This window comes from Saccharopolyspora sp. ASAGF58 (genome assembly GCF_012277335.1).
Taxonomy (GTDB): Bacteria; Actinomycetota; Actinomycetes; order Mycobacteriales; family Pseudonocardiaceae; genus Saccharopolyspora; species Saccharopolyspora hattusasensis.
Genome location: NZ_CP040605.1, coordinates 4,125,451 through 4,140,001, shown reverse-complemented (window position 1 = coordinate 4,140,001; position 14,551 = coordinate 4,125,451). Strand labels below are relative to the sequence as shown.

Genomic DNA, 14,551 nt, shown 5'->3' with positions numbered 1-14,551 from the left:
TCGGCTCATCGAGCTCAGGCCTGGAGGTCGACGACGGCCTTCACCTCCTCGGGGCCCGTCTCGAAGACTTGGGCCCAGTCGCCCAGCGGGATCCGGCGGCTGATCAGGGCCCCCAGCCAGTTCCGGTCCGCGCCGGCCAGCGCCTGCACGGCCTGGTTGTAGTGGCGCAGGTTGGCGTTCACGCTGCCCAGAACGACGTCGTTGTCCAGCATCAACTCGTCGTCGATCGCCGCCGCTGGGAAGGGCACGGTGCGGTGGTGGCCCGTGCTGCCGGTCAGCACCGTGATGGAGTTGCGCGCGGTGTGCCGCAGCACCTCGAACACGACCTTCCCAGAACCGGTCGCCTCGATCACGACATCCGGTTCGCAGCCCAGATCGTCCAGCGACGTGTGATAGGTGGCGCCCAGCGCGCGCACCAGATCCGGTTTCGGCCCCTCGGTAGCGTGGTCGAGAACGTGCATGTCCAGGCCGCGCTGCGCGCCCAGCAGCGCACCGAGCAGGCCGATCGGTCCGGCGCCGGTCACCAGCGCGTGGCGGGGAGCGAAGTAGGCTCGTCTGCCGATCGTGTCGACCTGCTCCCACGCCTTGGCCACCGCCGATGCAGGCTCGGTCAGCACCCCCAGATCACCGAGCGCCGGGGTGACCTTGATCGCGAACTGGGGCTCGACCGTCCATTGCTGAGCACCGAATCCGTCCAGTTCCTTGATGCCGCGCTCGGTGTACTCGCCGTTGAGGCAGAAGTCCCACTGCCCGGCCGTACACGCCTCGCACGGCTGCGGGTCCGGACGCCGGACGACGCCCACCACGTAGTCGCCCTCCAAGAAACCACTGACCGCGGGCGCGTGGATCACCCGACCCACAGATTCATGAAAGAGAACCATCCGGTCCCGCCCCGGCGGCAAAAGACCACGCGCGCGTTCGGTGACATCACGATCAATGTCGCAGAACCCCACCAGCAGGCCACGCACCAGCAGCTCCCCTGGCTGCGGCACGGGATCGGGCAGTTCGGTGACCGCCGACAACTCCGGCCTGCCTGGAACCACGGTGGCGGCCTTCACCAGAAAACCCTCCCGTCCCGTCGGGTGCGCACCGACATACGACCAGAACGCGGCTACGAGGTGTTGTCCCTGATGGACGGGTGTCGCAACGGCATGCCGACCGCGTGCAGGTGCCGCAGCACCTGGGCGTAGGAGCTGAGCAATTCGCACTGGCTGTACGAAACTCCGCGACTGGTGCAGAACCGGCGCACCAGCCGCTGGGCATGTCGCAGGTTCGGCCGGGGCATGCTCGGGAAAAGGTGATGTTCGATCTGGTAGTTCAAACCTCCGAGCAGGAAATCCACGAACCGGCTCCCGCGAACGTTGCGGGAGGTGAGCACCTGCTTGCGCAGGTAGTCCAGCCTGTCTCCCTCGGACAGGGTCGGCATGCCCTTGTGGTTGGGCGCGAACGCGCACCCCATGTACACGCCCCACAAACCCTGGTGCACCGCGATGAACACCACCGCCTTCAGCGGCGACAACACCAGCAACACCACCACCAGATAACCCACCACGTGCGCGGCGAGCAGCACGGTTTCCACCCGGTGCGCTTTCACCTCCCGCCGCAGCACGGCCTGGATGCTGCGGACGTGCAGGCCGATCCCCTCAACCGTCAGCAGCGGGAAAAACAGGAAAGCCTGGTACTTCGCCATCCACCGGACGATGCCGCGCTTGGCGCGGGCCTGCTCGGTGGTGAACGCCAGAACCCGGATCTCGATATCGGGATCAGCGTCCTCATGATTCGGGTTGGCGTGGTGACGCCGGTGCTTGCCGACCCACCAGCCATAGCTGATCCCGGTGAGACACCCGTGAACATGCCCTACCAGATCGTTCGCCCGGCGCGTGCGGAAGATCTGGCGGTGCCCGGCATCATGTCCGATGAAAGCGAGTTGGGCGAACGCTCCCGCGAACGCCATTGCCGTGAGCACCTGCCACCAGGAGTCGCCAAGCACGATGAACGCTGCGCCGGCGGCCGCGAGCAACCCTCCGTTGATGGCCATCTTCGCCGCGTAGTAGGCGCGACGATGATCCAGCAGGCCGCGTTGCTTGATCAACCGAGCCAGCTCGGCGAAATCACTACCTCGCCCTGCGCTCCCGTCACCGACCGGGCACACCGCCGTCCGGCGGTGTTCACCCGAAGTCCCGACATCCCCCCGCGAGTTTTGCCGCGACGACCGCCTACCACCACCAGTGGGCGGCGCATCGGAAGTCATGATCGCCCGCCCCCCCTTACGACCGATCGACACCCGCCTTCCTGGGTGCGCTCGGGAGCCTAAACCCAACACGGAGTTGCCGCAGGCACATCATGCCCCTGCCCCCGCACTGGCGACGTCGCCGAGTCCGTCACCACACGGGTACCCATGCGCGCGGCCGTCACTCGAGTGATGCCGTTGCTCGGCGAAGGGCAACCACCAGCGTGCCGAACTACGCTCGGGAACAGCAGAGGACAGGAGCGTGCACTGGGGACCACGTCAGTGCGGACCGGATGAGGAGTGCGCGATGAAGCACCCCGAGGAGTACGCAAAGTCAGCTGAAGAGAGCCTGCAGCAGGCGAAGGACCACTCCACCGAGGAGACCCGAGAGGCTCGTCTGACCGAGGCCGCGGTGTGGGCGCAACTGGCGCAGGCGGCCGCTACGGTCTACGCCGCCGACCAGCAGAGGGCCAGCGAGCGGCCCTGACCCGGCCCGACCTGCCACAACGCCGCCTTCGAGCACGACCGTCTGCTGCCCGAGTCGTATCGGTGGCTCGTACATCAGATGTCTCCGGGTAGCCGCCCTCGTCGACGAGGCGGTTTACGCCAGCCACGGCCTTGTGTCGTCTGTCACTATGAATGCATGGTCGCGCTGGTGTGGTTGATCGCAGGCGTGGTCCTGATCGTGGCCGAGGTCATCTCGGGTGAACTCGTGTTGCTGATGCTCGGCCTCGCGGCCATGGGGGCTGCCGGAGCTGCGGCGTTGGGAGTGCCGCTAGGTGTCGATGCCGCCGTGTTCGCCGTGCTGGGACTGGGATTGATCTTCGTCGCTCGGCCCGCGCTGAAACGCCGGCTGAACCGCGGTATCGAGCTGAAGACCAACGTGGAAGCGCTGATCGGCAAGAAAGCGGTCGTCGAATCGACCGTGGATGCCACGAGCGGCCGGGTACGCATCAATGGCGACGTGTGGTCAGCCCGGGCGTTCGACGGGACCCAGGTGCTGGAGACCGGCCAGACGGTGATGGTCATGGACATCTCCGGGGCCACCGCCGTCGTGTGGGCCGAACCCTGAGGAGGCTGACGTGGACCCGTTCGGACTGATCGTCCTCGCTGTCATCGTGCTGCTGGTCCTCGTGATCGCGGTGAAGACCGTGCTGGTGGTGCCGCAGGCAACGGCTTCGGTGATCGAACGGCTCGGCCGGTTCCGCAACGTGGCCGAGCCGGGCCTGAGCTTCCTGGTGCCGTTCCTGGACCGGGTACGCGCCCGCGTCGACCTGCGCGAGCAGGTCGTGTCCTTCCCGCCGCAGCCGGTGATCACCCAGGACAACCTGACGGTGTCCATCGACACCGTCGTGTACTTCCAGGTCACCGACGCACGCTCGGCGGTGTACGAGATCTCCAACTACATCATCGGCGTCGAACAGCTCACTACCACCACGCTGCGCAACGTCGTCGGCGGCATGAGCCTGGAAGAAACCCTGACCTCCCGCGACGCCATCAACACCCAGCTGCGCGGCGTGCTGGATCAAGAGACCGGGCGCTGGGGCATCCGCGTCGCGCGGGTGGAACTCAAGGCCATCGACCCACCCCCGTCCATCAAGGACTCCATGGAGAAGCAGATGCGCGCCGACCGCGAGAAGCGCGCGACCATCCTCAACGCCGAAGGACAGCGGGAATCGTCGATCAAGACCGCCGAAGGCCAGAAGCAAGCCGCGATCCTCGCCGCCGAAGGCCAGAAGAAGGCGGCCATCCTTGGCGCGGAGGCCGACCGCCAGTCCAGCATCCTGCGGGCGCAAGGCGACCGGGCCAGCCGCTACCTGCAGGCACAAGGCCAGGCCAAAGCCGTCGAGAAGGTCTTCGCGGCCGTCAAACGCGGCAAACCGACCCCGGAACTGCTGGCCTACCAGTACCTGCAGACGCTGCCGCAGATGGCGCAGGGAAACGCCAACAAGGTATGGGTCGTGCCCAGCGACTTCGACAAAGCCCTGGAAGGCTTCGCACGGATGCTCGGCGCGCCCGGCGAGGACGGCGTATTCCGCTACGAGCCACCGACGGAAGAAATGCCCACCACTGCGCCCGAAGAAGAAGAGGAATCGGTCAAAGCCTGGTTCGATACCTCCACCGCCCCAGAGATCGCGGAAGCCGTGCGGGCGGCCGAAGAGGTCGCCCGTAAGGAAGTGCCCAGCCCGAGCAGCATCAGCGGCGGTCCGGTGCCCATTCAGCGTTCGAGCGTTCCGCAACGTGCACCGCAACCGTCGCCGAGTCCGCATCCAGGTTCAGCAGAATTGTCCGATGTGGAATCTTCTGAACGCGACCAACGCGACTGAGATCTTCCAGAACACGGCCAGACAAGAGCTCACCTCCTTGGCAGTGCGCCCGCGCCGGCGCATTTACCGGCTCTGGCGTGACGGCGCGCTCGCCGTCGGCGCCATCATCTCCAGCATTGTCGCCGACCTTTGCGCCTCCGCAGCGCGGTGTGGTCGTGGCCGCGATCATCAGCATCGTCGTCGCGGTCCGCAATTACATCGACCACCACATACGGGACAGGTCGCGGAAGAGGCGGACAGGCAGTAGAAATCGTCGGGCACCAGTCCTCCGGTGATGTGGCTGCTCTAGCCACCATCACGCTCAACCTGAGGGTTGTCCAGCCGGTGCAGCAACTCCGGCAGCGAGGGGTTGCCCAGCGAGATGGTGACCCCGCCGAGCCGATAGGTCGGCGTCCCAACGAGACACACCCCTCATTGCCAGACTGATGTGAGACACCTCGTGTAAGTGCGGGGTCCCTGACGGAGGGCGGGATCGGAGATCCTGGTGCACGTGTCCACACCATCTGACAAGCAGCCCAACCCGTCACCGCTGGCGGGTCTGGGCGACCCGGCACCGCGCCCTCGCGCCGGGTGTTCAGCCCGGAGTACAAGCTGGCGATCGTCACCGAGTACGAGAACGCTCCCAATGGCGAGAAAGGCGCGATCCTGCTGTCGGACTCCGGAGTCAGGGTCGAGGACATCGCCCGCTTGGTCGGCCACAGCGGTACGACCGTGACCGAGACCGTCTACAGGAAGCAGATCAGACCGGTGATCATCGAGGGTGCGCAGGCTATGGATCAGATCTTCGCGAGATCGAATCGAGAGTCATAGTCACTCAGTTAGTCACTCGGCAGGCCATCGGGGGAGCTTGAACCTGCGTTGCACCCCCGATGGCCTGGTGTTTCACGGTGGGCGCAGCAGGGTTCGAACCTGCGACCCCTTGCTTGTAAGGCAAGTGCTCTTCCGCTGAGCTATGCGCCCCGTTGGTGGCCGTCCGCTTCATCCGATCGGATCACCTTGGACACCCTACCGGTGTTTAGCGCCGCTCCCGGCACCCGGTCGGCCACCACGCCGCTTGCAGGCGTTCGTCACGCCACGAGCTCGGCCAGCGCCTTCTTCCAGACGTCCTGGTCGCGGGCCTCGCCCGGCTGGTTCACCTCGGCGAAGCGGACCTTGCCCTCGGTGTCGATCAGGAACGTGCCGCGGTTGGCCATCCCGGCCGCCTCGTTGAACACGCCGTAGGCCTTCGCGATCTCGCCGTGCGGCCAGAAGTCCGACAGCAGCGGGAAGGTGTAGCCCTCCTTCTCCGCCCAGGCCTTGAGCGCAAACGGGGAGTCAACCGAGACGCCGAGGACCTGAACCTTGTCGTTCTGGAACTCGCCGAGGTCATCCCGAACCTGGCACAGCTCGCCCTGGCAGATGCCGCTGAACGCGAACGGGTAGAAGACCAGCAGCACGTTCTTCTCACCGCCGAAGTCGGCCAGCGAGACCTTCTCGTTGTTGAAATCCGGCAGCGTGAAGCCCGGCGCCTGCGCACCGACCTCGACCGTCATGAGTGCATCCTCCTGATCGACGTGACCTTGTCATCGCCGAACCTACACCGAACCGACCGCCGTGGGCACCGATGGCGAACATCGGCGCCCACGGGGCGGAACGCTGCGCGCAGCGACTGGCGGCGGCCGATCAGCGCCGGGCTTTCGCCCTGCGGTAGGCCAACCTGGTGCCCATCCAGCCCTCGCCGAGGCTGACGTTCGCCGTTTGGGCGAGGTTCGCCGTCGATGCCGCCTCTGCGATGTCGGCCGGCTCGACGTAGCCTTCCCGGCCGGTCTTCGGGGTCAGCACCCAGATGACCCCATCGTCGGACAGTGGCGTCATGGCATCGAGAAGCGTGTCTGTCAGGTCGCCATCATCTTCGCGCCACCAAAGCAGCACGACATCGACCACTTCGTCGGCATCTTCGTCGAGCAGCTCGCTTCCGCAGCGCTCCTCGATCGCGGCACGGGCGTCATCATCGACGTCCTCGTCCCAGCCGAGCTCCTGGATAACCATCTCGGGCTCGATGTCGAGCCTCTCGGCGACGTCGGCTTCGCCTTTACCGGCGTCTCCCGCGGCGACCACGGTTTGCTCACTCCTCCAATGCACAGGTGCGGCGACCGTCCGACGCCGCACAACTTCCAGATCTGGCGGATAGCGAACACTGCCGACCACCACCCGCGCAACTGCTGACGGCACGACACGCCGTAGCAAATGCGTTGAGATTCGACTGTAGACCGACGAGCAACGCACCAACAGCCTGGTGCGGAATCCCCCGCCGCTGGTGTACGCACCAGTGGCCAAAATGGGGGAACATGAGAGTGTCGGACATCACTGTCAGACACCCTGCCACGTCCACGACGTAGTCGAGGAGATCCCTTGTCCCCGCTCAACCACGACGATGCCGCCGTCCCCGCCCAACGGGTGCGGGTCATCCGGGACGGTCTCGCCTCCCACTTGCCGGACATCGATCCGCAGGAGACCGAGGAGTGGCTGCAGTCCTTCGATTCGGTGCTGTCGGCCAACGGGCAGCAGCGTGCCCGGTACCTCATGCTGCGGCTCCTCCAGCGCGCCCGCGAGAGCGGCGTCGGTGTGCCGTCGCTGACCAGCACGGACTACGTCAACTCCATCCCCACCGAGAAGGAGCCGTGGTTCCCCGGCGACGAGGAGACCGAACGCCGCTACCGCGCCTGGATGCGGTGGAATGCGGCGATGATGGTGCACCGCGCGCAGCGACCAGGCATCGGCGTCGGCGGCCACATCTCGTCCTTCGCGTCTTCCGCCAGCCTCTACGAGGTCGGCTTCAACTGGTTCTTCCGCGGCAAGGACCACCCGGGCGGCGGGGACCACCTCTACATCCAGGGCCACGCCTCTCCCGGCATCTACGCCCGCGCGTTCCTGGAGGGCCGGCTGTCCGCCGACCAGCTCGACGGGTTCCGCCAGGAGTACTCGCACGCCGGTCCGGGCGGCGGCCTGCCGTCCTACCCGCACCCGCGGCTGATGCCGGCCTTCTGGGAGTTCCCCACGGTCTCCATGGGGCTGGGGCCGATGAACGCGATCTTCCAGGCGCGATTCAACCGCTACCTGCACGATCGCGGCATCAAGGACACCAGCCAGCAGCGCGTGTGGGCGTTCCTCGGCGACGGTGAGATGAACGAACCCGAATCGCGCGGGCTGCTTCAGGTCGCGGCCAACGACGGGCTGGACAACCTCACCTTCGTGATCAACTGCAACCTGCAGCAGCTCGACGGACCGGTCCGCGGCAACGGCAAGATCATCCAGGAGCTGGAGTCGTTCTTCCGCGGCGCCGGCTGGAACGTGATCAAGGTGATCTGGGGCCGCGAGTGGGACGCGCTGCTGCACGCCGACCGCGACGGCGCCCTGGTGAACCTGATGAACACCACCCCGGACGGCGACTACCAGACCTACAAGGCCAACGACGGCGCCTTCGTCCGGGAGCACTTCTTCGGCCGCGACCCGCGCACCAAGGAGATGGTCAAGCACCTCACCGACGACCAGATCTGGGGTCTGCGCCGCGGCGGCCACGACTACCGCAAGGTCTACGCGGCCTACAAAGCGGCCACCGAGCACCACGGCCAGCCGACCGTTATCCTCGCCAAGACGATCAAGGGCTACGGTCTCGGGCCGCACTTCGAGGGCCGCAACGCCACCCACCAGATGAAGAAGCTGACCCTGGACGACCTGAAGCTGTTCCGGGACAGCCTGCGGATCCCGATCAGCGACCAGGAGCTCGACCCCTACCTGCCGCCGTACTACCACCCCGGTCAGGAGTCGCCGGAGATCCAGTACCTGCACGAACGGCGCCGCCAGCTCGGCGGCTACCTGCCGGAGCGGCGGACGAAGGCGAAGCCGCTGGTGCTGCCCGGCGACAAGGTCTACGAGGTGATCCGGCGCGGCTCCGGCAAGCAGGAGGTCGCCACCACGATGGCGTTCGTCCGACTGATCAAGGACCTCGCCAAGGACCGCGAGATCGGGCCGCGGATCGTGCCGATCATCCCGGACGAGGCCCGCACGTTCGGCATGGACTCGATGTTCCCGTCGCAGAAGATCTACAACCCGCTCGGCCAGCTCTACACGCCGGTGGACTACCAGCTGATGCTGGCCTACCGGGAGAGCGAGCAGGGCCAGATCCTGCACGAGGGCATCAACGAGGCCGGGTCGGCCTCGTCGTTCACCGCGGCGGGCACCAGCTACGCCACGCATGGCGAGCCGATGATCCCGGTCTACATCTTCTACTCGATGTTCGGCTTCCAGCGCACCGGCGACAGCTTCTGGGCCGCGGCGGACCAGATGGCTCGCGGGTTCGTGCTAGGCGCGACCGCCGGGCGGACCACGCTGACCGGTGAGGGCCTGCAGCACGCCGACGGCCACTCGCAGCTGCTCGCCGCGACGAACCCTGCGGTGGTCGCCTACGACCCGGCGTGGGCGTTCGAGGTGGCGCACATCGTCAAGGACGGCCTGCGGCGGATGTTCGGCGAGGACGCCGAGAACGTCTTCTACTACCTGACCGTCTACAACGAGCCGTACCAGCAGCCGGCCGAACCGGAGGACCTGGACGTCGACGGGCTGCTGCGCGGCCTGTACCGGTACCAGACCGCGCCGGGCGGTTCCGGGCCGCGAGCGCAGATCCTCTCCTCGGGCGTGATCATGCCGCTGGCCTTGAAGGCTCAGCGGATGCTGGCCGAGGAGTGGGGCGTGCAGGCCGACGTGTGGTCGGCGACGTCCTGGTCGCAGCTGCGGCGCGAAGCGGAGGCCGCCGATCGGCACAACCTGCTGCACCCGGAGGCCGAGCCGCAGGTGCCGCACGTGACTCGGGTGCTGTCGCAGGCCGACGGCCCGGTGGTCGCGGTCAGCGACTGGATGCGCGCGGTACCGGACCTGATCCGGCCGTGGGTGCCAGGCGACATGATCAGCCTCGGCGCCGACGGGTTCGGGTTCTCCGACACCCGACCGGCCGCGCGGCGGGTGTTCCTGGTCGACGCGGAGTCCACAGTGGTCGCGACGCTGGCCGCGCTGGCCCGCACCGGCCAGGTGGACAAGTCCAAGGTGGTCGAGGCGACCCGCCGCTACCGCCTGGACGACGTCCAGGCCGCCGGCCCGCAGACCTCGGACCCCGGCGTGGCCTGATCAGGCGGTGCACGAAGAGCACCTCGGACTCCCCAGCCGGTCCGAGGTGCCCTTCACCTCGCCCTGCCGCTCGGGGGTCCGCAATTTCAATGGAAATCGAAGGCCCGATTTCCATTGAAATTGCGGAGACCCGCCCTGCCGCTCGGGGTCAGCTGCCGACCGGGACGCTTTCTCGGGTGCGCTGCGCGCGCGCCGCGCGGTTCCAGCTCCACCAGCCGTGGATGACCAGTGCCGCGAAGACCACGTAGATCGCCGCGCTGAAGTACAGCCCCGAAGCGATCTGCAGCGGCACGCCAACCGCGTCGACGGCCAGCCAGACCAGCCAGAACTCGACCAGGCCCCGGCCCTGCGCCCAGAACGCGACCAGGGTGCCGATGAAGATGTAGGCGTCCGGCCACGGGGCCCACGAGGCGTCCAGCGCGGACAGCAGCAGCGCGAACGCGGCGGTGCCCAGCGCCAGCGCGGCGATCAGCGCGAGCCGTTCCACGCCGCGGGCCTTGCGCACCACCACGCCGTAGACCGGATCGCTGCGCCGGTTCCAGGCCCACCAGCCGTAGACGGAGATAAGCAAGATCACCACCTGCCGGATGGCCAGCCCGCCCAGGTGGGCGGAGGCGTAGACGGCGAAGAGCAGCACCGTCGCGGCCACCTGCACCGGCCAGGTCGCCAGGGTTCTGCGTTGCGCGAGGAAGACCACGGCGAGCGCGCACAGCTGCCCGACCAGTTCAGCCCAGGAGATCTTCTGGCCCAGCACGGTGAATCCGTTGCCGAGCACCCATTCCGCGATTGCCTGCACGCCCGCTCCTCCCACCGGCTGCGAACGCACCGGGGGTACACGCGGGTAGCCGACGTCGACGGCCGCCGGCGTGGCACGCCGACGGCCGACCGCGGCCGCCCGTGCGCTGCCTCTCATCCGGACTTTCACCGTCGGTTCCGGAATTCCACCGGATCGGCCGACACCTCCGCGGGGAGGCGCTGGTTCGCGGACTTTCACCGCCGGTTCGGATTTTCACCGAGCCCCGGAGCGCACGACTTCGTTTGATCTATTCAACATCGTGCGCCCGTGGATCTGTTCCGAGACCGGTACGTGGTCTGGATCACAACATCGATCCGCCCAGACTCGCCCGGAAATCCGGTTGCACCCGGGCCCGCGCAACGATGATCGTTGCCCGCGTAATTCGGGTGGCTGGGCGCCTCGGTGCTCTTGACGCCCCTGGCGGGGCTTGCGCTGGCCCGCCACCTGATCCACCTGCGACGCGCCGTCGCCGCCCGTTCGCCGCGAGTGACATCGAAATTTCCGCGCAACAGACCGGGATGGCCGATCGAACACGCGTGCCCCCGTCGGTAGACTCGCTCGGCAGCACCGCCAGAGGGAGGGCACGCCGGATGAACGACACCGACCGCGCCATCCTCGCTTTCGAGCTGGAGCACTGGCATTACCAGGGCAACAAGGAACGGGTCATCCAGGAGCGCTTCGGTTTCTCCCCGAACCGCTACTACCAGCGGCTGAACCGCCTGCTGGACGAACCCGAAGCGCTGCAGCAGCAACCGGCCCTGGTCAAACGCCTCCAGAACCGGCGCGACCAACGGGCCCAGCGCCGCACAGCCAGGGATCGCTGACGCCCGGGACCTCGGCCGAATTGGTGATGCCGAGGCCCGGAACCTCTTGGTAAAGAACCGTTTCAGCTGCTCAAGACCCGCAGGTGGTTATGAGCGCTATAGCTATAGCTATAGCTATAGCGGCTGTTTCCAAACTCGTTCTGCGTGGCGATGCGGGTAACGGAGCCTCAGAGGCCGCTGGACTCCGGGATCTTCGACTTGGGTATGAAGCCGCCCTACCACATCCCGGACGACCACTTCCAAAACAGCCTCCATAACACCCAAACCCATTCACGGGTCTTCTGAAGCAGCGCTGGCGCCTACGACTGGGGGCGTTGGGCGTACTGCTCGGGGGTGAGCTGGCGGGCTTGCTGGATGCGGACCAGTTCCGCCAGCAGCGGCGCTGCCTGGTCCGGCGGCAGGGCCTGGAACGCGGCCTTGATCGCGTCCACGTTGGGGCCCGGCCCCTGCGCGGGTACGGCCGGCTGCTGCTTCGCCACCACCTCGTTGACCAGGTCGACGAGCATCGCGACGATCGTGCGCGGGCCGACCTCGGTCTGCCAGCCCTGGATCTCGCCTTTCGGCCCGCAGGGGCCGAGCAGTTCGTGTTCCAGGCGCCGCAGAATCGCGTCCTGCTCCGGAGTCATCACGTCCTCCTGGTCCTTCTTCCCGAGTTCGGCACGGAACCGGTCCATGTCCACGTGACCGGGGTCGATCTTGCCGGTGACGCTGGTCTCCTTGTGGCCGCGCGCGGCGTCCGTCGGGCGCCCGAGGTGGTTGAGCACCGCGGTGGTCGCCTTCAGCGCCGCCCGGTACTGCTCCGGGCTGGGCCCCTGGTTCACGCCCTGGTAGTCCCATTCGAACCCGACGTAAAGGGTGTTTCCGTCGCCCTCCGGGTTCGGCCCGGAGGCCTTCGCCTTCCCTGCGTGGTTGGCCCGCCCGGCGGCGATCAGGTGCACGACGCCGTCGAAGCCGATCACTGCGTGGCACAGCGGTCCCGCCAGGTCGGGTCGGCCGTCGATGCACAACTGCACGCTCGGCGCGGGGTTCTCGTAGGACGCTGGGGTCGCGGTGTGGTGCTCCAGCACGCCTACCGGTGCGGGCTGCGGTCCCGACGTCGCGGTCCGGTCCCGCCAACCGTCGGTCTCGACCACGGTCAACCCGGCCGCGCGCAACACGTCCGCTAGCCAGACGAGAGGCAAAGCCACTTCTGATCACTCTCCCGGCTTGATCCGTTCACTCATGGTGTCGTGATCGCACGCGCGCGACCACGGCCAAGTGCGTGAAAAAGGGGCGGGACCCACCCAACGGGTGAGTCCCAACCACCAGTCGGTACGACACGCGATCACGCGTGACCGCCCACACCGGCGTCACCGGTCTCGGGCTTCGCGCCGTTCTTGCTTGCCCTTCGAGTCGGCGCGAACGGGGCCTCGGCGCTGTTCAGCCACCGGCTCCAGCGCTGCCGCATCGGCCGGATCAGACCGCCACCGACCCCGGCGACGAGGAATATGGCCAGTTTCGGGACGAACGTCTCGACCGCAGCCCGGGCCCCGGCCAGTCCCTGTTGGAGGGCTCTCACTTTTCCTCCTCGACAAAACAGAAGCGAATTCGCGTGCGCCGGAGATCGTTTCGGGCGAATGGATTAACGGCAACCGCGACAGGCTCCCCGAAAGAGCGATTTTTTCCCTCGTTTGGGTATCTGAGCGAGGACGCGGCCACCGCCACCGTTTTCCTCGCGAACGCGTCGCTTCCCGAGGCCGATCAGGTCAAGGTCAGCCACCACGGTGCCGCGATTTCGGCAGGGTACGCATTGAGCGTTTCCAACTTCTTGGATTGCGGTGCGGATAGCTGAACCCAGCGGCGGTGCAAGCCGAGAGGGTGGGCCAAGTCGGCTACGCCGCTTGCGGCAGCCCGTGTCGAACTGCCGATCTGCTGGAGCGCCGGTGCGCTGTGAGCCTGCCCGCACAGGACGGCCGCTGCCCGCCGGGACTGATCGGCGGCGTGCGATTCTGAGGGCATGAGTACCGAACGCGCAGGTGAGCGGGATACCGGTACGCAGCGGCAGGTCTCCGCGGCCACCCTTCGCCGACTGGAACGGGGCACCGGCGGACTGGCCAGCGCCAGCGTCAGCGAGATGGAACAACGCCTCCCGTGGTTCCGGCGGCTGCCCGCCGACCAGCGGGCGAGCGTCCTGCTGGTCACCCAGACCGGGGCCAACAACTTCGTTGCGTGGCTGCAGGACCCGACCGAGGCGATCCGGCTGACCGCCGAAGCGTTCCGCACCGCGCCCCGGGACCTGTCCAGGTGGGTCAGCCTGCGGCAGACCCTGGAGCTGGTCCGGGTCGCCATCGACGTGTTCGAGCGGCAACTGCCCGAACTGGCGGCCGAGGTGCCCGACCGCACCCTCCTGACCGAATCGATCCTGCGCTACACGCGGGAGATCTCGTTCGCGGCAGCCACCTCATACGCCGCTGCGGCGGAGGCCCGCGGTGCGTGGGACGCGCGGCTGGAAGCGCTCGTCGTCGACGGCATCGTTCGCGGCGACGCCGAGGAGTCGCTGCTCTCCCGCGCCGCCGCGCTCGGCTGGGAGCCGTCGTCGGAGGCGACCGTGCTAGTCGGCAACGCACCGTCGGACGACCCGCCGACCATCATCTACCAGGTGCGCAGCCGGGCGGCGCGGCTCGGCTGCCCGGTGCTGCTCGGCGTGCAGGGCACCCGGCTCGTGGTGGTCTTCGGCGGGCCGGGCGACGCGCGCACCAACGATGAGGCGGCCAAGCGGCTGTCCGAAGCTTTCGACGAAGGCCCCGTCGTGGCCGGGCCGACCGTGCCGAGCCTCGCCGAGGCGCACCGGTCGGCCGGCGATGCGATGTCCGCGCTGCGGGCCGTGGTGGCCTGGCCGACCGCGCCGCGCCCGGTGCCCTCCGGCGACCTGCTGCCGGAACGTGCTCTGGCCGGCGACCCGGAGGCCGAACGGCAGCTGGTCGAGCGGATCGTGCTGCCGCTGGTGGACGCCGGCGGCGCGCTGATGGAGACCGTCGACACCTACCTGGAGGTCGGCGGTGTGCTGGAGAACTGCGCGCGGCAGCTCTACGTGCACCCGAACACCGTGCGGTACCGGCTGCGCAGAGTGGCGGAACTCACCGGCCACACGCCGTCCAACGCCCGCGACGCCCACGTCCTCCGGGTCGGCCTCGCGGTGGGTCGGCTCGCCAAGTCCCGCGGCCTGTGGTGACCG

General features: G+C 67.7%; 14 protein-coding genes, 1 tRNA gene and 1 riboswitch. Of the genes, 7 read left to right on the top strand and 8 right to left on the bottom strand.

Annotated features, from left to right (window positions below; translation table 11 throughout):
* Positions 1-14: 14 nt before the first annotated feature.
* Both FDZ84_RS19870 and FDZ84_RS19865 read right to left on the bottom strand, forming a co-directional pair.
* Positions 15-1,058: a glucose 1-dehydrogenase gene (locus FDZ84_RS19870; RefSeq protein WP_168587134.1), complete on the bottom strand. Its 1,044-nt coding sequence runs from the start codon at positions 1,056-1,058 to the stop codon at positions 15-17.
* 53 nt (positions 1,059-1,111) lie between these two features.
* Positions 1,112-2,101, bottom strand: coding sequence for an acyl-CoA desaturase (locus tag FDZ84_RS19865; protein WP_246869198.1), 990 nt, complete (start codon positions 2,099-2,101; stop codon positions 1,112-1,114).
* Positions 2,102-2,537: 436 nt separating this feature from the next.
* Here FDZ84_RS19865 and FDZ84_RS19860 point away from each other — a divergent pair, with 436 nt between their 5' ends.
* The 4 genes from FDZ84_RS19860 (at position 2,538) to FDZ84_RS19845 (ending at position 5,367) form a co-directional block, all read left to right on the top strand.
* Positions 2,538-2,717: a hypothetical protein gene (locus FDZ84_RS19860; protein WP_168587132.1), complete on the top strand. Its 180-nt coding sequence runs from the start codon at positions 2,538-2,540 to the stop codon at positions 2,715-2,717.
* Between the two features lie 156 nt (positions 2,718-2,873).
* A complete protein-coding gene (locus FDZ84_RS19855) occupies positions 2,874-3,302 on the top strand; it encodes an NfeD family protein (RefSeq protein ID WP_168587131.1) in 429 nt (142 codons plus the stop codon).
* A gap of 10 nt (positions 3,303-3,312) precedes the next feature.
* A complete protein-coding gene (locus FDZ84_RS19850) occupies positions 3,313-4,557 on the top strand; it encodes an SPFH domain-containing protein (protein WP_168587130.1) in 1,245 nt (414 codons plus the stop codon).
* A gap of 570 nt (positions 4,558-5,127) precedes the next feature.
* Positions 5,128-5,367 carry a hypothetical protein gene (locus FDZ84_RS19845; RefSeq protein WP_246868287.1) on the top strand — a complete coding sequence of 80 codons (240 nt, stop codon included), beginning with the start codon at positions 5,128-5,130 and terminating at the stop codon, positions 5,365-5,367.
* A gap of 78 nt (positions 5,368-5,445) precedes the next feature.
* Here the strand turns inward: FDZ84_RS19845 and FDZ84_RS19840 are convergent.
* The 3 genes from FDZ84_RS19840 to FDZ84_RS19830 all read right to left on the bottom strand — a co-directional run bounded on the left by FDZ84_RS19840 (position 5,446) and on the right by FDZ84_RS19830 (position 6,654).
* Positions 5,446-5,517, bottom strand: a tRNA-Val gene (locus FDZ84_RS19840).
* Between the two features lie 107 nt (positions 5,518-5,624).
* Positions 5,625-6,089 (bottom strand): peroxiredoxin, encoded by a 465-nt coding sequence (locus FDZ84_RS19835; protein ID WP_168587129.1) that lies wholly within the window; start codon positions 6,087-6,089, stop codon positions 5,625-5,627.
* 130 nt (positions 6,090-6,219) lie between these two features.
* Positions 6,220-6,654 (bottom strand): DUF3052 domain-containing protein, encoded by a 435-nt coding sequence (locus FDZ84_RS19830; RefSeq protein WP_168590195.1) that lies wholly within the window; start codon positions 6,652-6,654, stop codon positions 6,220-6,222.
* Positions 6,655-6,948: 294 nt separating this feature from the next.
* Here FDZ84_RS19830 and aceE point away from each other — a divergent pair, with 294 nt between their 5' ends.
* On the top strand, positions 6,949-9,717 hold the full coding sequence (gene aceE, locus FDZ84_RS19825) for a pyruvate dehydrogenase (acetyl-transferring), homodimeric type (protein WP_168587128.1): 2,769 nt from the start codon (positions 6,949-6,951) through the stop codon (positions 9,715-9,717).
* 148 nt (positions 9,718-9,865) lie between these two features.
* On the opposite strand, the gene pnuC is transcribed toward aceE, so the two are convergent.
* Entirely contained in the window at positions 9,866-10,513 is a 648-nt protein-coding gene (gene pnuC / locus FDZ84_RS19820; RefSeq protein WP_246869197.1) for a nicotinamide riboside transporter PnuC, read from the bottom strand.
* 101 nt (positions 10,514-10,614) lie between these two features.
* A riboswitch (FMN riboswitch) is annotated at positions 10,615-10,747 on the bottom strand.
* 356 nt (positions 10,748-11,103) lie between these two features.
* Between pnuC and FDZ84_RS19815 the strand changes: the two genes are divergently transcribed.
* A complete protein-coding gene (locus tag FDZ84_RS19815) occupies positions 11,104-11,337 on the top strand; it encodes a DUF3263 domain-containing protein (RefSeq protein WP_010695534.1) in 234 nt (77 codons plus the stop codon).
* Between the two features lie 299 nt (positions 11,338-11,636).
* Here the strand turns inward: FDZ84_RS19815 and FDZ84_RS19810 are convergent, their stop codons facing one another.
* A complete protein-coding gene (locus FDZ84_RS19810; protein ID WP_168587126.1) occupies positions 11,637-12,524 on the bottom strand; it encodes an N-acetylmuramoyl-L-alanine amidase in 888 nt (295 codons plus the stop codon).
* Between the two features lie 137 nt (positions 12,525-12,661).
* A complete protein-coding gene (locus FDZ84_RS19805; RefSeq protein ID WP_168584110.1) occupies positions 12,662-12,895 on the bottom strand; it encodes a hypothetical protein in 234 nt (77 codons plus the stop codon).
* A gap of 438 nt (positions 12,896-13,333) precedes the next feature.
* Here FDZ84_RS19805 and FDZ84_RS19800 point away from each other — a divergent pair, with 438 nt between their 5' ends.
* Positions 13,334-14,548 carry a CdaR family transcriptional regulator gene (locus FDZ84_RS19800; RefSeq protein ID WP_210435004.1) on the top strand — a complete coding sequence of 405 codons (1,215 nt, stop codon included), beginning with the start codon at positions 13,334-13,336 and terminating at the stop codon, positions 14,546-14,548.
* Positions 14,549-14,551: the final 3 nt, after the last annotated feature.